Annotated in this window: 17 protein-coding genes; 11 read left to right on the plus strand and 6 right to left on the minus strand. The window is 39.0% G+C overall.

The annotated features are described in order from the left end of the window. Positions 1-15: 15 nt before the first annotated feature. Genes E4N74_RS08880 through E4N74_RS08905 form a run of 6 tightly spaced genes read left to right on the plus strand, consistent with a single transcriptional unit; the run spans position 16 to position 5,212 of the window. Positions 16-585 carry a response regulator gene (locus E4N74_RS08880; RefSeq protein WP_044979673.1) on the plus strand — a complete coding sequence of 190 codons (570 nt, stop codon included), beginning with the start codon at positions 16-18 and terminating at the stop codon, positions 583-585. Positions 586-590: 5 nt separating this feature from the next. Beyond that, positions 591-1,778: a class II aldolase/adducin family protein gene (locus tag E4N74_RS08885; protein WP_044977655.1), complete on the plus strand. Its 1,188-nt coding sequence runs from the start codon at positions 591-593 to the stop codon at positions 1,776-1,778. 11 nt (positions 1,779-1,789) lie between these two features. Beyond that, complete coding sequence (locus tag E4N74_RS08890; RefSeq protein WP_255817255.1) at positions 1,790-2,989, plus strand: LIC_12708 family protein; 1,200 nt, start codon at positions 1,790-1,792, stop codon at positions 2,987-2,989. Further along, a complete protein-coding gene (locus E4N74_RS08895) occupies positions 2,986-3,558 on the plus strand; it encodes a hypothetical protein (RefSeq protein WP_338113393.1) in 573 nt (190 codons plus the stop codon). The genes E4N74_RS08890 and E4N74_RS08895 overlap by 4 nt, the downstream gene beginning before the upstream one ends. 7 nt (positions 3,559-3,565) lie before the next feature. Then, positions 3,566-4,468: an alpha-hydroxy-acid oxidizing protein gene (locus E4N74_RS08900; protein WP_145475205.1), complete on the plus strand. Its 903-nt coding sequence runs from the start codon at positions 3,566-3,568 to the stop codon at positions 4,466-4,468. A gap of 6 nt (positions 4,469-4,474) precedes the next feature. Continuing rightward, a complete protein-coding gene (locus E4N74_RS08905) occupies positions 4,475-5,212 on the plus strand; it encodes a 16S rRNA pseudouridine(516) synthase (RefSeq protein WP_255817257.1) in 738 nt (245 codons plus the stop codon). 50 nt (positions 5,213-5,262) lie between these two features. Here E4N74_RS08905 and tyrS read toward each other — a convergent pair whose 3' ends face one another. Beyond that, the gene (tyrS, locus tag E4N74_RS08910) at positions 5,263-6,483 is read right to left on the minus strand and encodes a tyrosine--tRNA ligase (RefSeq protein WP_255817258.1); all 1,221 of its coding nucleotides are present in this window, start codon (positions 6,481-6,483) and stop codon (positions 5,263-5,265) included. 132 nt (positions 6,484-6,615) lie between these two features. On the opposite strand from tyrS, the gene pyk reads away from it, so the two are divergent. The 4 genes from pyk to E4N74_RS08930 are packed head-to-tail and all read left to right on the plus strand — an operon-like array spanning position 6,616 to position 9,929. Then, complete coding sequence (gene pyk, locus E4N74_RS08915; protein WP_255817259.1) at positions 6,616-8,031, plus strand: pyruvate kinase; 1,416 nt, start codon at positions 6,616-6,618, stop codon at positions 8,029-8,031. 12 nt (positions 8,032-8,043) lie between these two features. Beyond that, positions 8,044-8,982 carry an NYN domain-containing protein gene (locus tag E4N74_RS08920; RefSeq protein WP_044977665.1) on the plus strand — a complete coding sequence of 313 codons (939 nt, stop codon included), beginning with the start codon at positions 8,044-8,046 and terminating at the stop codon, positions 8,980-8,982. 15 nt (positions 8,983-8,997) lie between these two features. Next, positions 8,998-9,516, plus strand: a complete 519-nt coding sequence (locus tag E4N74_RS08925; RefSeq protein WP_044977667.1) for a YdbT family protein — start codon at positions 8,998-9,000, stop codon at positions 9,514-9,516. A gap of 5 nt (positions 9,517-9,521) precedes the next feature. Next, the gene (locus E4N74_RS08930) at positions 9,522-9,929 is read left to right on the plus strand and encodes a DUF3887 domain-containing protein (protein ID WP_044977669.1); all 408 of its coding nucleotides are present in this window, start codon (positions 9,522-9,524) and stop codon (positions 9,927-9,929) included. A gap of 35 nt (positions 9,930-9,964) precedes the next feature. On the opposite strand, the gene amrB is transcribed toward E4N74_RS08930, so the two are convergent. Together amrB and E4N74_RS08940 are read right to left on the minus strand one after the other, a co-directional pair. Beyond that, positions 9,965-10,837 carry an AmmeMemoRadiSam system protein B gene (gene amrB / locus E4N74_RS08935; protein ID WP_044977671.1) on the minus strand — a complete coding sequence of 291 codons (873 nt, stop codon included), beginning with the start codon at positions 10,835-10,837 and terminating at the stop codon, positions 9,965-9,967. Positions 10,838-10,874: 37 nt separating this feature from the next. Next, the gene (locus E4N74_RS08940; RefSeq protein WP_255817260.1) at positions 10,875-13,661 is read right to left on the minus strand and encodes a DUF3160 domain-containing protein; all 2,787 of its coding nucleotides are present in this window, start codon (positions 13,659-13,661) and stop codon (positions 10,875-10,877) included. 121 nt (positions 13,662-13,782) lie between these two features. Between E4N74_RS08940 and E4N74_RS08945 the strand changes: the two genes are divergently transcribed. Continuing rightward, positions 13,783-14,844 carry an SAM-dependent methyltransferase gene (locus E4N74_RS08945; RefSeq protein ID WP_255817261.1) on the plus strand — a complete coding sequence of 354 codons (1,062 nt, stop codon included), beginning with the start codon at positions 13,783-13,785 and terminating at the stop codon, positions 14,842-14,844. A gap of 279 nt (positions 14,845-15,123) precedes the next feature. Here E4N74_RS08945 and E4N74_RS08950 read toward each other — a convergent pair whose 3' ends face one another. The 3 genes from E4N74_RS08950 to E4N74_RS08960 form a co-directional block, all read right to left on the minus strand. After that, complete coding sequence (locus E4N74_RS08950) at positions 15,124-16,530, minus strand: hypothetical protein (protein WP_255819329.1); 1,407 nt, start codon at positions 16,528-16,530, stop codon at positions 15,124-15,126. Positions 16,531-16,848: 318 nt separating this feature from the next. Beyond that, complete coding sequence (locus E4N74_RS08955; RefSeq protein WP_255817262.1) at positions 16,849-17,493, minus strand: hypothetical protein; 645 nt, start codon at positions 17,491-17,493, stop codon at positions 16,849-16,851. A 65-nt stretch (positions 17,494-17,558) separates the two neighbouring features. Continuing rightward, on the minus strand, positions 17,559-18,443 hold the full coding sequence (locus E4N74_RS08960; RefSeq protein WP_044977677.1) for a YitT family protein: 885 nt from the start codon (positions 18,441-18,443) through the stop codon (positions 17,559-17,561). Positions 18,444-18,585: the final 142 nt, after the last annotated feature.

Genomic DNA, 18,585 nt, shown 5'->3' on the forward strand with positions numbered 1-18,585 from the left:
AGAAGACGCGTTAAAATGTACTCCGCTCTTGAAGTTGCAAATATTTGCGGAGTTGTAAATCAAACTGCAATTAACTGGATTAGAAACGGTTATTTAAAAGCATTTAATACACCGGGAGGCCAGTATAGGGTATATTATGAAGATTTGCTCTCTTTTATAAAAGAGAGAGGAATGAAGATTCCTCCTGAGCTTCAGGATTCTTCAAATGATGCCCACTGGAATTCCATAATAGTTATAGATGATGATGCGGTTTTAAATGAGGCTATCTCTTCATTTTTAAACAAAAATCTTCCTAACTTGACTGTTTACAAGTCCCTTGACGGCTTTGATGCGGGGACTCAACTTGTAAAACATAAACCCGGATTTGTTATTTTGGATATAGACCTTCCCGGTGTCAACGGTAAAGAAATATGCAAAAAAATAAAAACCGACCCTTTTTTTGGACAACCCTATATAATTGTGATTACAGGATTGGATGACGAAACCTTAGAAAAACAAATGAAAGATTTGGGAGCTGACTCCTTCTTTAGAAAACCTGTAGACTTCAGTGCTATATTAAGGGAAATCAATGAGGTTGTAAACTAGAGCGGATGACCCTTGATGAAGCAAAAAGTATTATAATAGAAACGGGAAAAAGACTTTTAAAGTCTGGCTTGACTGTACGGACATGGGGAAATGTCAGTATGCGTTTAGATGATAGTACTTTTGCTATTACACCTTCCGGATATAGTTATGAGAATTTAAAACCTGAACACATAGTAGTTCTTAACATAAATAAGCCAGAGAGTTCAGGGCCTATCAAACCTTCTTCAGAACGTTTTGTTCATGCAAGCCTTTATAAGGCTGACAAAAGTATAAAGTTTATAATTCATACACATCAAAAATTTGCCTCTGCTATTTCGGGATGCTATTCTTCTATTCCTGTTGAAAATGAAGCACTTCGTTCATTATTGGGTCCATCCGTTCCTGTGGCACGGTATGCTCCTGCCGGAACAAAAAGAATAGCACGGCATATTGTAAAGTGTTTAACAAAACCTGCCGGAGCGGTAATTATGGCTCAGCATGGGGCAGTTTGTTTCGGAGCGAATGCAGATGAGGCCTTTGCTCAAGCTGATGCATTGGAAGAGCTTTGCCGTAATTTAATTTTTTCGGAAGCACCTGCCCTGTCCCTTGCTTATCGGCGGCACGAAAGAAAGGCTATGCAGCCGCTGATTAATTTTTATTCAAGCTGCCGCGAAGGGGATTACTGTACCGTTTACGATAAAAATACAAATATTACCGTTTGCAAGCTGGATATAAAATCAGGAAACATAATTGAAGGCCTTTTTGATTTTCAAGCCGATTTACATAGACGTATATATGATGAGTACCCTGATATTAATTTTATAGAGCAAAGCTCTCAAGCCGCAGCTCTTTTTGTTTCAAAAAAAATGAACAAGGATAACCGTATACCCGCTTTTTTGGATGATTTTGCCCAGATTGCCGGCGAAAATATTTTTTTAGTTCCATTTTTTGAAAACAGAGCTGAAGAAATGAGCAGCGGAATAGTAGATGCTTTAAAAAATAGGTCTTGCGTGTTGGTATACGAAAGCGGAGCCCTTTGTTGTGTTTCGGATAAGGATGATATTAAGGCCTTAAAAGAAATATTGGAAAAGAACCTTTTGGCACTTGTTCTTTCATGGAAATTTAAAAATTATTTTCCTATCAGCCGTAGAAGTGCAAAAAAAATGCGGAAGGGTTATATCGGCGGCTACTCTAAAATGGGGCTAAAGATTTAGGAGATTATGTTATGGTAAAAAAACTTTTAATTATAATTTTTATTCTTCTTTTATTCGGTTGTAGCAGAGAAACGCTTGCAGAACTTGAGAGGGAAGAAAAGTTTAGCCTTAATTACGGTTTGTTTGAAAATGAACTTAATCTTTTTAATTTGACCAGTACCTATCCCCGCCCTGACACTCAGATATTAATGAAAGACGGTATATTTTATATAGTCAATTCCGGAGGGCAAAAAATTTTAAGGCTTTCTTCATTCGGGGATTTGCTTACATTTTTTTATAATCCCGAAACAAATATGGAGCCCTCTCTTATGCAGAATAATCCTCAGGATGTTAAGGCTTCTACAAGGGGATCCGTTAAATATCCTTTTAATCATCCTGCTCTTTTAACCGTTACGGCTTCCAAGCACCTTTTTGTTGTAGATTCCGTTTTGGATGACAGGATTGAATATGACCATGAAGAAAATTTGGCTTTAAGGGATGTAATTTTGCATTTCGATGAAAACGGCAATTTTATCGATTATTTGGGTCAAGAAGGTTTTGGCGGAACTCCTTTTCCGTCCATTGAAGGGATTCATACGAATTCTTCTAACGATATAATCGTAGTGTGCCGAACACAGACAAGTTTAAAAATTTATTGGTATAATAACAAGGGCGACTTGCTATATAAGATACCTATCTTTTTTAATGCAGTACCTAATCCATACGAAGGTTCCGATAAAGTATTTTCTTCGATAGATAAAATAATCCCCGATTTTAATGAGCTTTATTTATATATTAAAATTGACTACTACATTGAAGAAAAGGATGCTGCAACTAAGGCTAACCTCGGGGTAAGTTACGATAAAAGCTGTCTTTATTTTTTAAATATTAAAACCGGTAAGTATGACAAAAAAATGGATATAGATGCCTATGCGGAAATCGAAACATCAGGAACTGAAACTTTTACTTTTAAAAAAGTTTATGAAATGGCGGGCATTACAGAAAGTAATTGGTGCTGCTTATTGACACCTACCAATAAAGGTTATGCCCTTCAGATGATGAATTTAAAATCTCAAAAAAAATATAAAAAAGATTTGATTGTTTCAAGCGATGAAACATTTTATAATACTTTCCATGTTTCCTCTAAGGGAATTATTTCGGCCATTCTTGCCCGAGAAGACAAGGCCTTAATTGTATGGTGGCGTGCCGATAAAATTATCGGGGATAAATAATGAGTGATGATTTATTTGAAACAAGGGATTCTTCTTCCCGTGAAGTTTTTACCCGCTATAATAGAGAAGATAGAATTAAAAAGGCCTCAGAAAAGGTCAGACAATTACATGATCCGGATTTTATAAGAAAAAGAAGTTTTATAAAAAGCGTAACCGAAAATCGGGGCTTAAGGTCAGTATTTTTTGTTATAGTTGTTCTTGTAAGTATAAACATTGCTTTTTTTGTTACCCGTTCCGACAAAAATAACGGCCGAATTTATGGAATAAAAACTGAGCTAAAGTCTTTTATTTATCAAGATAGAGCTTTGGCAAATTTGCGTTTGAGTGAAAATACTAAATTTTTAGAAAGCTTAAAAGAGAGTGAAGAAAAAGACGGAGCCTTGGTAAGAGTAAACTTTATTTTTTTGGATGATAAAGGAACCAAATTATCGTCTTCGCTCCAGACAGGTATTTACATGGGTACCGAGCTTAGGTTTTCTTCTCAAGATGAATCCGGAAACGCAAAAAAGGTTCAGGCCGAAATTTATATTAAAGAAAAACTTTTGGTTTTATCGTCAAAAATAAAATGAGAAAAAAATGAGTGTGAATAAAAAATATAAGTGCCGATTATGCAAGGAATGTAACGGAAAGGCCTGCATAGGAGAACTCCCCGGAATGGGCGGTGTCTTTGAAAACTCTAATTTTATTTTAAACTGTGCAGAATGGAAAAATTACTATACCTCTGATTCCTATCCTATACCTAGGCTCCGCCTTGCTCCTATTACAGGAGCTGTAGAAAACATCGGCTATGAGGACGAAAGACTGTTTTATTTTGACCTTATAAGGTCTTCGGTTAGGGCAGGCTTAGCTCTAAGTATCGGAGACGGCTATCCCGACTTAAAACTTTTTTCAGGAATTGAAGCCTTAAAGGATGTTAAAAAAAAAGGGGCTGTTTTTTTAAAGCCCTATCCTCAAATGAAACTCTTTGAAAGAATTGAGGGCTCAATGGAGGTCTCAGAAATTATCGGAGTAGACACGGATGCTTATAATATAGTAACTATGCGGAATCTTGTTCACCTTGAAAAAAAGAGCGCAAAAGATTTGGCTGCTTTAAAAAAATATGCCAAGCTCCCCTTTGCCGTTAAGGGAGTATTTACTTTACATGATATCGAAGTTATAAAAGAACTCAAACCCGACATTGCCGTAATTTCAAATCATGGAGGCCGTATTGAAACCGATAGGGGAAGCGTTGCCTCATTTGTTCATGCCCATTTAAAAGAGATAAAAAAATATGCAGGCGAGGTTTGGGCTGACGGCGGCTTACGAAAAAGAGAAGATTTTATAGCTGCTTCTTCTTTAGGTGTTGAAGAAGTTTTAATAGGCCGCCCCTGTATTACAGCCCTTTTAAGGGATAGAGAGAACGGCATAAAAAATTTTATCGATTCTATTTTAAGTAAAAATTTAAATCAAGAACTTCCGCTGCCGTTTAAGGAGTTTTGAAAAATTGTGAAGACCCGTTTAGATAGAATATTGGCCCTCAGTGGTTTAGGCTCCAGAAATGATGTAAAAAAAATGATACGTAAAAAAAACTGCTGCGTGGACGGGGAGCGTATTGTTTCCCCTTCTTTTATTTTGGATACTGACCTAAATAAAATAACTATAGACGGACAGCCTCTTATGTTGAGGACAAATGTCTATCTTATGTTTAATAAGCCCCAAGGCTGTGTAACTTCGACAAGCGATCCCGTACATAAAACCGTAATGGATTATATAAAGGCTCCCTTTGACGGGATGAAGTTATTTCCCATGGGGCGGCTGGATATAGACACAGAAGGCCTTTTGATTATTACCGATGACGGAGAGATTACCCACAAGATTACCTCGCCTAAGTCGGGAACTGTAAAGACTTATTATCTGGAGTTAAGCCGGGAGCCTTCCGATGAAGAATTTAAAAATTATTGTGAAGAGTTTAAAAAAGGAATTGAGCTAAAAAACGGTTATAAGTGTCTCCCTGCAAAATTCGAAAAATGTGAAAACAAAACAGGTTCTTTTAAAAGCGGATTTTTAATGCACATAACCGAAGGAAAATTTCATCAGGTAAAAAAAATGTGCCTAAGCACAGGGAATGAGCTTTGTTACCTGCGCCGAATTGCAGTCGGTTCAATAGTTTTAGATGAAACTTTAAAGACCGGAGAATACCGAGAACTTTCTACCGAAGAAATTGATTCCCTCAGAGAATATTGAGCACTCTAAAAACTGATGTTTTTAGAGTGCTCCTTAAATTTTAAACTTTGCTAGCTGAAAATTATCCTCATAAAGCGTTTTTTACCGGCACGCAAAATCATCTCATTGTCCTTGTCAAGTTTTTCTTTCCCGATTATAGCTTTGGTATCCGAAATTTTTTCTTCGTTTATAAAGGCTCCCCCCTGCTCGACAAGGCGGCGGGCATCGCTTTTGGTGGAGGCAAGTCCGGCTTCGGCAAAGAGGTCAATAACACCGATACCCTCATTTAATTTTAAAAGACTTAAATTTACCGTAGGCATGGCTTCTTTATTTCCGCCGCCCGAAAAAGCCGCCCTTGCGCCTTCCAAGGCTTTTTCCGCTTCTTCTTTTCCGTGAATAAGGGCTGTAACTTCAAAGGCTAATCTTTCCTTAGCCTTGTTTATGTCTCCTGCACAAACAGTTTTTATTTCTTCTATAGGAATGAATGTAAAAAGAAGCATAAACTTTTCGACATCGGCGTCGGCTGTGTTTCTCCAATATTGGAAAAAATCGTAGGGAGAAACAAGGGCAGGATCCAAGAAGAGCGCACCCTTTTCGCTCTTCCCCATTTTTTGGCCGTCGGCTCTTGTAACCAGAGAGAAGGTGAGGGCAAAAACTTCGCCGCCTCCCTTTCTGCGGATAAGGTCGCTTCCAGCAACCATGTTTCCCCATTGGTCATCGCCGCCTATTTGGAGTTCGACATTGTAGTTTTGATTGAGCATTAAAAAGTCGTAGCTTTGCAAAAGCTGATAATTGAATTCCAAAAAGGAAAGCCCCGTTTCCATTCTTTTTTTGTAGGCTTCAAAGCTGAGCATTTTGTTGACCGAAAAGTGAGAACCTATATCTCGTAAAAAATCGATGTAGTTTAAATCGGCAAGCCAATCCTTGTTGTTGACAAAGCGGACATTCTTAATATCTTCCGCTAAAAATTTTTCAATCTGTTTTTGAATTGAGGTCGCATTTTTATCGAGTTCATCATAAGAAAGCATCTTACGCATTTCGGTTTTTCCCGACGGGTCGCCTATTCGGGATGTACCTCCGCCGACTAAAACAATACCCCTATGCCCTTCACGGCATAAATGCTTTAAGGCAAAAATCGGAACCATGTGTCCTATGTGTAAGCTGGGGCCTGTCGGATCGCTGCCCGTGTAAAAGGCTATTTGCCCCTTGTCCATTCTATCGGAAAGGGCTTCCAAATCGGTACATTGCTGAATAAATCCCCTCTCCTGTAATATTTTTAATGCTTTGTTCATATTTCGACTATACAATAATTTTTAGCTTAGGTCAACAGAGTAAGATTATCGCTATATTTTGTTTTAGTCTTAGGCATTTGAATTTTTTTGCGATTTATAGTATCATATTTAAATAAGTTTTGGAGGAATCTTATGAAAAAAACAAAAATCGTATGTACAATAGGTCCTGCATCCGAATCAGAAAGAGTATTAACCGAAATGTTCAAGGCAGGTCTAAATGTCTGCCGCCTTAATTTTTCACATGGGAGCCATGAAGAACATCAGGTTAAAATAGATCGAATAAAAAAAATCAGAGAAGAACTCAAAATGCCTGTGGCTATCTTACTCGATACAAAGGGGCCTGAAATCAGATTGGGAGTTTTTGAAAAACCCGTAGAGATCGTTCAAGGGCAGGAATTTATCATTACAACCAGAGATGTAATAGGCACAAACCAGATATGCAGTATTTCATATAAAAATCTTGCTTCCGAAGTTAAGCCTAAAAACAGAATCCTTATAAATGACGGAATGCTGGAATTACAGGTCATAGATATTTTAAACAGCACGGATATAGAATGTGTAGCAGTTAACTCTGGCACTCTAACCAGCCGAAAAGGGGTCAACATTCCGGGTTTGAGAGTAAATCTTCCATATATGAGTGAAAAGGATATTGCCGACATCGAATTCGGAATTAAAAATGATGTAGATTTTATTGCAGCTTCCTTTACTCAAAGAGCTGACGATATTATCCAAATAAGAAAACTCTTGGAGAAACATAAAAGCAAAATCGCTATTATAGCAAAAATTGAAAATCAAGAAGGCTTAGACAATATAGATGAGATTTTAGCGGCAGCCGACGGCATAATGGTAGCCCGAGGAGATATGGGTGTAGAAATAGAGCCGGAAAAAATTCCTCATCTTCAAAAACGCCTGATAAAAAAAGCAAATATTGCAGGGAAACCGGTTATAACCGCAACACAGATGCTGGAATCTATGACACATAATTTAAGGCCGACCCGGGCCGAAGTTACGGATGTTGCAAACGCCATCCTTGACGGCACCTCGGCCGTTATGCTTTCAGGAGAAACGGCAGCAGGAGAATACCCCGTCGAAACGGTTGCTATGATGAATTCCATAGCCCTCTCTATTGAAGAGACTATGGATTATGAAAAACTTTTTCTTGAAAATGCTTCCTTGCATGAGATCACAATAACAAATGCCATTGCAAGAGCTACTTGCTCCACTGCCCTAGCCCTTGATGCAAATGCAATTATAACCGCATCAGCTTCAGGAATAACGCCGAGAGCTATTTCAAAGTTTAAACCAAAGGTACCGATTATCGCCGTAACGGAATCCCCTAATGTTATGAGGAAACTAGCCCTCGACTGGGATGTATACCCCGTCTTAGCCGATCCTATAAAATCAACCGATAATATGTTCGATGTTTGTTCGCAAATTGCAAAAAACACAGGCCATGTAAAAAAAGGCGATATAGCAATCCTTACGGCAGGTATTCCTATAGGTAAGGCAGGTTCTACAAACCTGTTAAAAGTAGAAATAATAGAATAAGGTAGTTAAACTATGGAAAAAAAATATGCTCTTTTAATTGACGGAGACAACATTGCCCCTTCTTATCTTGACTCGATAATTTCAGAAGTTTCAAAAGAGGGCGATGTTTTAATAAAAAGACTTTACGGAGACTGGACAACACCCAATATGAACGGTTGGAAAAATTCGCTTGAAAAAGTACCTATCCGGCCTGTACAGCAATTTAGAAACGGCCCCAACGCCACAGACAACACAATCATAATGGATGCGGTAGAACTTGCAAACACAAATCAGGGAATAAATGCAGTCTGCATAGTTTCTACAGATTCCGACTACTACAGCCTTGCCCTCAAATTGAGAGAATACGGACTATATGTTCTAGGAATAGGAAGATCAAATGCAAAACCGCTTTGGGTAAATGCCTGTAACGAATTTAAGTATCTTGAAAACTTTGATGAAGCGGAAGAATATGAAGAAGATTCCAAAACGGGTAAAAAATTTAAATCCCTTGACGACCTTATCTGCCATGCTTACAGAAATTCCCGCATGACCGAAGAAGGATGGGTAAGTCTTTCCGACCTAGGAAATTCTATAAGAAACTTTATGCCTGAATTCGATCCCCGCTCCTATAGCCACAACACCTTACGCGAAATAATCGATGCCTTGTCCGATGACTTTGAATTAAGATCGGATGACAGGGTTCCTCCCAATTATTGGATAAAGGCTATAGACCGCAAAAATGAAACCCCCAAGGTAAAAGGAAAAATAAAACGGCTTATGAACCGCTACGGCATTATCGAAAACGAAAACGGAGACTTTTTCTTTTCGTTTACAAACATCGATAAAAAATGCCGAGATAAGTTGATAAAAGAAGGAACAGCCGTAAAGTTCAGAGTATTTAAAATGCCTAATCCTAAGGGCGGAGATTCAGCCGACAGAAACGGCAAGGCTGCCGAAATCGAAATAATATAAGACGGAGCAACTTTTATGGAAAACAACCGGCAAAAAGACAAAATCATAAAGTTCATTGCATTAAAAATATGGATGCGCATATCCGCCCTTTTTATCGGAGGTGCAATTTTTTATCTTAATTTATCGGCAATGAAGGACGGTCAATATTCTATAATTGCTCTTATCTTCGGAGCCCTATTTTTAGCGGCCGGCCTTTTTGAAAGTTCTTGGTACTTTAATATTACAAAATCACAAGCCGTTCAAAAGACGGGTTTGTTCTTTTTTCCAAAGACCAAAACTATAAACTTTTCGGCAATTCACAGCATTGAAGTTTATACCTTTAAAAGACCTATGCGTTTAGGTACATTTACCGAAGTCAAAATGATTTTACTTGACGGGAAAACAATAGTGATAGACAGCGATAAAACAAAGCTTCTTAAAAGGCAGCTTGAAGAAATCACAGAAGTTCAGGATGCAATAAGACTTCAAAATCATAAAAAGGCAGAAGACTTTTTTAATGCAGACGCAGCCGATATTCTAACCCCTAAGGAATAAATATTTTGAAAGCCTTAAAAATATTTTTTATTTTTGTTTTATTTCTTCTTTGCTGGAGCTGCAAACGTAAAGAGACTTCTGAAAATTTTCATATTCCTTTTTTAAAAGAGAAAGCGGAAGAAATTATTTTTATGATAAATGATAAGGACTGGGAAGGCATAAGAAACTTAAGCACCGATGAGTTTAAACAAAACTTTGATGAAGAATTTATAAATTTAAATACTAAAATATTTTTTGAACCTGCAGGAAAATACCTCTACACAAAAGAAGCCTATTTTTTGGAAACGAAGGATAAAAACTCAGGGGAGGTTATAGGAGTTATTATCGTTAAGGCAGGATACGAAAAAAAAACTTTATGCTATACCTTTAATTTTGCAAAGGACACGAAGCTGATAGGTTTCTTTTTAAAATAAACTTTAGATCATCTTAAAAATATTAAAAAGAAATTTTAATCTTTTTCCCAAAAGTATGTAAAAAAGTAGCTCGTAATATCCTCAGGATCAGTTTCATCGCTTAGCTTATAGGCATTAGTAGCCCTCTGAATTGTGCATTGAGTTTTTTCGGTAAATAACTTTGAAAGCACGTACATTGCAGGCCTGTTATCGCAGATACCGAGCGTCCATGCAGAAGGTTTTAAACTTGTTAAAAAATAGCGGGACTTTGCATCCTTTTTATCCGTTTTTTCTATATCGGATTTATGCGAAAAATCGGTAGAAACCAAAAGGAAGGAATCCTTATCTTTGACGGAAAAAACTTCTTTTACCGCTTCATAAAGTTTAACTGCAAGGTTCATATTTACGGGAGGTTCTCCAAAATAAGCGACGGCAACAACCTTTGCATCAGGAAAATAGTTTTTTATGTAGGGAATCAAGGTTGAAACACCGTGCTCGTAAACAAAGACGCTGTCATCAAAGGGCACATCAAAAAGGCGGGATAACTTTTCGGCCTTATCTTTTTCTGAATTAACAAGGCCATCATTAGTTTGCCATGATCCGCCTGTTAAAGAAAAATCATAAAGAGAAAGCCCCCAATGGGAGGGGCTTAAAATATAAAAAGTTTTTATCTTTCTTGCCTTGGCAAGTTCGGTAAACCAATCATTTATTAAGGCATCTGTTAGAAGATGGTGGCTCACCGTTCCGCCCCAAGGCCTTGCTCCCGTAGGCAAGGAAGACTCCTTGGGGATAAACCTCGTCACAGGAGGCCTTTCCCCATCGGAACTCCATGTTCTAAAAACTTTTTCAGAATCTTGAGTCCCGCCTTTTTTGCCGGTACAGGCTATTAAACAAAAACAAACAAAAAATATAGTGTTTATAAATTTCATATTATTTAAAATTCAAGTCCGGCAAAAAAAGTTTCTTTTAAAAAGAAATATTTTGAGCCCAAAAAGGCTTTAGCTCTTCCATGTCTTCATCAGCATAGACCCTTTCCTTCCATTGCTCGTTTGTCAGACGGTTAGAACTATCCTGCTCAAACTCGTAGTAGTTAAAACAATAACCGACAGCGATTCTCTTTCCGCCTTGAGCATCGTTTAATGGAACGTAGATTCTATACGGAATACCGACAGCCGTTTCAAGCACAAAGCCTTCTTCTCCGTTTGTAAACACATCAGCAACCAAGGCCATACGAAACTGCTCGGGATCGGCATGTGCATTTATTGAAGGCATAAGAATGCGGCCAAAGAATGCCGGTATCAAGGTTATCCATTTTAGATCTGTTTCAGAAACCGACTTATCCGCAATTTCAAGTTTAACAATATCGGCAGCATGTAAGGCAGCATCTTTTAACATTTCAAGCTTTTGCAAATTCTTTTCATCTATAAGTTTATAGGGTCTTAATGCATTTATAAGAACATCCACAGAAGAAGCGGCATTTTCCCAAAATGCTAAGTTAGGCTCTATATAGTGAACCGGATCGGGAATCTTCTTTACCCTATAGGTAAGATCGGCACTAGGGCCGCCTCCAAGCTCTGCAAAAGACTGTTTTGTATATAAAATAGTATCATGCCTTAACTCTGCCCATGTTCCGTGAGCCGACAATAAGGACTTTACACTCCATGCAGGGCTTTCGGTAAAATAAAAACCGGAGCCTTGTTCAAATCGGGCTTGCAGACCTATCTCGTTTAAGGTTTTACCGTAATATGTCTTTCCCAATATTTTATCGGGAGAAGAGACGGCTTCTTTTTCAATTGCATCAAGGATAGTCTTTAACTTAGGAAAATCAGCGTAATCTTTTTGCAGCAATAAGTCGGCAGAATTTGAGCCTAGTGCTTTCATAATATCCAACCCCTTAACATGTGCACGGCCATACAGTCTGGGAGAACTTACCAAGCTGTGAACATAAGAATCAAATATAAATCTCTGACCGAAAAGTCTCCAACCCATGGGAGGTTTTTTTTCTTCATCGGTACCTTTGGAAGCTGTGTAAAAAGCGGAAGAACCTGCTATGGCAGGAGGCCTTAGTTTTTCGTGAGCCGATTTCATAAATGCGAGCAAGTTGTTTTTGTCGCTTGCCCATTTTTCAAAGTCTTTTACATTATAGCTTTTCCAGATAGGCAAAACTTCTTTAAAAGATAGATCATCGGATAGGCCGATTAAATCGGTTATCGGATCAAAAAGGGCAGCCCACTTTTTATAAAGATCCTCATCATTTTTTACAAGCTCGGTAATTAAAAGAGCTATGGGTTCCATATTCAAAGTCAGGGAATAGGAATCGGAACCGGCCGTTCCGTCTTGTTCCAAAACCTCAGGCCCCTTATCGGCAATTAAAAAATGAGCATGTCCGAACCACATCATAGCCCTAAAATAAGCTGACAAGATGCCGTTTTTTGTGTAGTGACCTCTCGGCTTATATTGGGAATAATCTTCTTTTGTAGAAGCTCCGTCTTCAAATGTAAAAAGAGGAGAAGTTGCAAGGCCTTGGGCATTATCTATCAGCTCTATTTCTTCACTTACCGTTTTAGGGTATTTTGAAAGAACTTCATCTTTATCGGGTTCTTTATAAACAGTTTCAGTAGAGCCGTACTTATCTTTTTGAATTACAGATTCGGGAGCCAGCTCCAAGAGGGCACGGGCAACTTGGAAATAGATTTTAGCTTTTTCTAAGGTTTCAGATTTTGCCGCAGGAAAGCCTTTTTGATTTACATTACTTAAACCATCCTCAAAGGCCTTTACAAGCTCAAGAAGTCTAGGAACAAAAAACTTTTCTTCAATATTCTGTAAGGTTCTGTCAAAAAGAAGATGCTTTGTATGAGCCATCAAATCTGTGGTAATAAAAAGCGTAGTGCCGTCATTATGCATAAGGCTTGCATTATAATTATCTTCATATGATTCGTAATGATAACCATAATGATTTCTGTACAGGGCAATCATATCATCACCGGACATCATATGGAGGTAATATTCATCCGGTTTAACTTTTTCAAAGATCAACCTATCCCTCTCCAAAACAGCTTGGTGCTCCTTGCTTAAAAATTCATAACCGAATACCGAATAGAATTCTTTAGGAACACCGTTTGTTAAATAACGCATGGAAATCATTTGATTTTTTTTCAAATCATTATCCATACCTGTAAGATCAGCTCCAAAGACAAGCCCTTTTTCTCCCTTCCATGTTGTACGGTAAAAATAATTTTGATTTTCTTGGAACTTAAAAACACCGAAATCGAATTCATCTTCGGGATCGAAAGGGAGCCTTACCGGTTCTTGTTCAATGTTCAAAACCGTGCCGAACGGAATTGGAATTCCCTTAGGCAGTTTTGCTAAGTCTTCTTGAGATTTTAATTCTGCATTAGGATAGAATAAACAAAGATCGCTTCCGACCACTGCCGTCATACCTTCTTTCACTTCATTAAAAGGGAAATCTTTAAAAACAAGTTTATCGTTTAAATATTTTTGATGAGCAGAAGTTGCCTTAGACTTACTTTTAAATTCGGTATTCAATAGACTATTGTATGCTATTTTTTCAATATCTTTTTTTGAAGTCAGACCTTCTTCAGCTTTTGCAATATCCGATACTTCGGCGGCAGCCTCTGTTTCAGACACATTAGCATCTACCGATTCTTTTTTTTCTTTTGCATTGCAAGAAAAAAGCAATAAAACAGCCAAAGCCGGCACAAACATAAAAACATTCTTTTTTAACTTAAACATTTTAAAATTCCTCCATAAAATAAATATTACATAATCTATTTTTACATAATAGCACAAATCTACCTAATTGACAAGCTAAAGGGAAAAAATGAAAATATTCTTTTTAAGAGAATATTAAATAATGCTGAATAAAAGTGCTCCCCGAATAAAAACGTTAAAAGGCAGGGCTTGGCTCACCGTTCCTCAGTTTGAAAATCATCTTCTTGATGAATTGGGAATTCCTCACACGGATATGCCTCTGGGGATTATCCAACTTCCAAAAGATGCATCCGTTTACGGCAATATTATCTACAGGGAAAATTTTCCGAAAGATATTTTTTGGAGCCGCCTTTGTATGGAGGAACCTTTTATAGCCGAGTTTTCAAGTATAAACGAGGCCGCCGATATTTTACGTTCAATCCAAAGAAACTGGGCATTTGTTCCCTTTAACTGTTTTAGGCGGGCGGAACTCATCGAAAAAAAACTTCCATTCATAAGCAAAAAAGAAAGGGCATTTCCCTATGACGTTCCGTCAGCCGAAATGGGAATCTGGACGCTTTTAAACGAAAATCAAATTTTTGCTTCGGCAAAGACTTCAAGCCCCTTCCCCCGCGGTGAAATTTTCTTTAAAGAAGATAAGATAAATCCGCCGAGCCGAGCCTACTTAAAAATGTGGGAAGCCTTAAGCCTCTTAAATTTTTACTTAAAAAAATATCAAGAAAAAAACGGCCTTGCTGAAAAACCCGAAGCTATGCCCGCAGTTTCTTCCGAAAAAAAGAATTCTCTGCCAGCAGCCGGTTCTATCTGCCTCGATGCCGGAGCCTGCCCGGGAGGCTGGAGCTGGGTGCTGGATAACTTGGGCTGCAAGATTATCGCAATCGACAGAAGCCCCTTGAGACCCGATTTAATGACAAAAAAAAATATTGAATTTATAAAGCATGATGCCTTTACCTTAAAGCCGGAAGAAATAGGAAAAATAGATTGGCTTTGCTCCGATGTAATCTGCTATCCTCCAAGGCTTTATGATTGGATTATAAAATGGATTGACTCGGGCCTTTGCGAAAAATTTATATGCACAATAAAGATGCAGGGAGACCCCGATAACGAAACCGTTAAAAAGTTTGCAGCAATTCCAAACTCGAAGATTGTCCATCTTACGGCAAACAAACACGAACTAACCTGGCTAAAAGCCCCGTTTCTATAACTGTAAGTTGTTCAGCATCTAAACTTAGCAATTACCCATTTTTCACAGGAAGTGTGGTGGTTCTGTAAGTAAAACTCTACCACTTATGTCACAACCGTCCATGGCGGGTAAAGGCCTAAAACTCGTGATTAAAAAATATACAAGGAGGTATATTTTTTAATCGAGCTTCAAGATAGTCTCGAATACTGTTTTGACACACTGTCAAATTATGCTCTACGTCTGCCGTAGGTTAGCACTTCGGCCGGCGTAGGTTATAGCCTACGTCCGGCATAGATCAGGTTATCGCCACTCCCTATACCATTTGGCATCGGTGTTTTCGAATGTTAAAGTTCCCGAACGTGTGTCGAGTTTTGCGATGCGGTTTATGTTTGCGCGTACACTATAATCATTTACTAACTCTAGTGATCTGAATATTGCACCGTCATCAGCGATATACAAGACGCCGTCTTCAAAGCCGATAATGCGCCGAGCCCCATAAAAGCGGTCTTGAGGCTCTCCAGTGAAACGATACACAGCAGTCCCACTGCCACCGGGATATTCTATATAGCTTTCCATACCGCCAAAGCCATACCTGCCCGACTCGGTGATATGGCCGTCTTGAGTGTAGGTGTACTCAAGAACCCCGCCGTAAAAAGCTTTGCTGCCGTCATACGGAGCGCCGATCGTAAAAACCATATACACTTTATTCCCGTACGCAAACATATCTTGGCATTGGCCGCTTTGGTGGGCAATGACTGGATCACCTGTTATGGGTATAATATCTTTTAAAGGATCTTGATCCGTTTGGTATATAGTACCCAGATCAACCCCTGAACCGTCAGCAGTTAGTTTACGCATTATAAGTTTCTTCCCCCCTCCATCAGCCCCATACGCGAACAAATACCCGTTATAAACGGCAATAGCATTATACGAGCCGCTGCTGTTGTTAATCAACTGTGCTTTTGGTGTATGGGGAGGAGCAGCATCATCTTTTATTTCGTAGATACTACCGCCTTCGGTAACGTACACCTTTCCCGTTTTTAAGTCGGTTGTAAGGCCTGTAACATCGACAGCAGTACTGATATTAGTAAGGTCGACCTGTTTATCAGTGCTGCCCTCGCTGGTATACCGCTGTATTTCAAAACCGTTGAAACCGTCGTGATATGCTGCATACAGCCGCCCCTTACCGTCCCTCGTACAAAAAAAACTATTACTGGGGGTGTTAGGACCCGGTTGTGTTATCTCAAGCGGAGTCCCGCTCATATTAAGTTTAAACGTGTATGGGTTGGTAGGGTCACTTTGTATTGCTGAAAAAAGTACCGGCCGCATGGACGCTATTATCTTGTTCAGTTTAACGGCAGCCTCGTTATCGCCGCTTTCTACGGTTAGGTCGGTAAAGCCCGTCCACGTTGCCGACGGGGTTATAATAGAAACCTTTATGTGCACCGTTTCGCCTACCGGCAGGATTTGCGAAAAAACTTTCGGTTCGTCTTTTTCAAGCTGCTTTGTAATGGGCACGATAGAATTGCCTGTAATGTCGATTTGCATTGTGCTGTCCGAAAGGTTAGGAAGCCCGTTCGCCCCGATAGACCGCGCCGCACCATTTTCAAAGTCGAGTGTTAATACGCCGTATTCAGGGGCGGTAAGATTACAGGAAGTTTGCAGTATAAGCGCAGCGGTAAGCAGTGCTGCCGCAAACAGTAAAATAACATTTTTTTCATAAGTTTCCTCCTCGTACCGTAAAAGGTATAACTGCCGGCTTTCCGTGCCGGTACATACAGTTGAAAGCGAGCGGCGCCTTTTTAAGCCGCAAGGTTCAACAACTATACTTACAGTATAAGACAAAGTACCGATAAAATCAATAAGTTTGTTCCCGGCGTTTTTGTGAGGGGTAGCCTTTTTTGTTTTTCAGTGTTCTAAAATTTTTAATACACGCCCTTCTCTAACATTTTTAGCAATGCGACACAGTAATCCGCATATTTTCTACAGGGCAAGACATTTGCAGGTGTATCCCAATCTTACTACTTACTTACCGAAAAAGCTGCGCTGCCCTGCTTTTACCCATCGTCCGGGACTTCTGGACAAAACAGGTAAACCTATCTGATTGCATATCCAATCGACAAAGACTTCATCTTCAAAACCTTCAAGTTTTACCAAAAGCGTTTGCACCCCGGGGAGCTCGGCTTTTCTTACGGCATCAACCGTTTCTTCTGCAATACGTGCAAAAGCGGCGGAGGCAGCCGAAATATTAGGATTGCCGCAAGGGGAATCAATATCACGGTGAACAAATATTAAGCGGCCTTGGGCTTTTTTAATATAGTAATTTTTTAAAACAAGAGCAAGAGCGGCATTTGCCGAAACAAGATCGCTTATAGCCTTATCTATAGAAAGAGCATCCGTCCCCGGATATATTTTGGAATAAGCAGGAGCATCAAAAACTAAAATTGACGTATCGGCAGCAATATTTATGTTTTTTAATTTAAGCGGAATAGCTTGGAGAGAAAAAAGAGATGGGCGGTTCCATTCGATTTCGGTAGTAACACCGCTTTCTTTATTATCTTCCTTATACTCCGAACTCAAACAAACCTTTAAGCCCTTATCTCTAAGTTTATTCGCAAGCTCTTGCGAAAACTTTAATCTATTATCCGTAATAAAAATTCCTGAATCCATAGCTTGAATATACCATAATTAACTATCTGCCGTCAATGACTGAATTCAATCCATAAAATAGCAGTTTACTTTATTTTTTGTTTAAAACCGAGACCGTAAACTTCCTGCATATCGCAGACCATAATAAAAGCCTTTTCGTCTATTTCGGTTATTATTTCTTTTGCTCTGACAAACTGGGCACGGCTTACGACACAGAGCAGCACAGGGCGATCCTGTCTTGAATACATGCCTTCTCCTTTGAGGAGGGTCACGCCTCTTTCCAGCTTGCTCATAAGAGCATCTCCGATTTCATCCGGCTTGGAACTTACAATAAAAAAGCCCTTAAAATAACCGAAGCCGTCAAGAATCATATCCGCTATCTTGGTGCAAAAGAAAAGAGCTATTAAAGAATACAGCGAAGTATTGGGGTTATTGTCTACAACGCCCGCAAAGATAACTATTACAAAATCGGCTATAGCCATTCCCTTTGCAATGCTTAATCCGGGAAAATGCTTGTTTACAATAGCACCGGCAAGGTCGGTTCCGCCTGTAGTGGCGCCGCGCTTAAATACAATCCCCAAGCCCAAACCTAAAAGAATTCCTCCGAAGGTCGCCTGTAAAAAAAGATCATCGGTAAACACAAAGTCTTGGGGCAAAATAGCCAGAACCCCCGACAGCACCAAAATAGACAAAAGGGTAAAAACAGCGGACTTTTTACCTAGAAGTTTTGCTCCAAAAATAAATAAAGGAACATTTATAATTAAATTCGATATGTAAACTCTTATACCTGTCAGTTTTTCGATTGCAACCGACAAGCCGCTGACACCGCCCGGTGCAATTGTTCCGGGTATAAGAAAAAACTGTAAAGCTGCGGCAGCTATTATACTTCCGACAGTAACCCAAAAAGTATCCAGCAACGCACCTATAACAAATTTTGTAGAAATATGTTTGGCAGGTAATATTTTATTCATAATATAATTCTCCAAATACGGAATTTTTATTACACATAATTGACACAAAACTTTCAATTAAAAAGGATAGTACATTATTTTTAAAAAAAAATCAACTGCACGAATGCCGGCTGGAAAGCAGGCTAGAAAGACGGCTTTCGAT

The organism is Treponema putidum, from assembly GCF_024401155.1.
Lineage (GTDB): Bacteria > Spirochaetota > Spirochaetia > Treponematales > Treponemataceae > Treponema_B > Treponema_B putidum.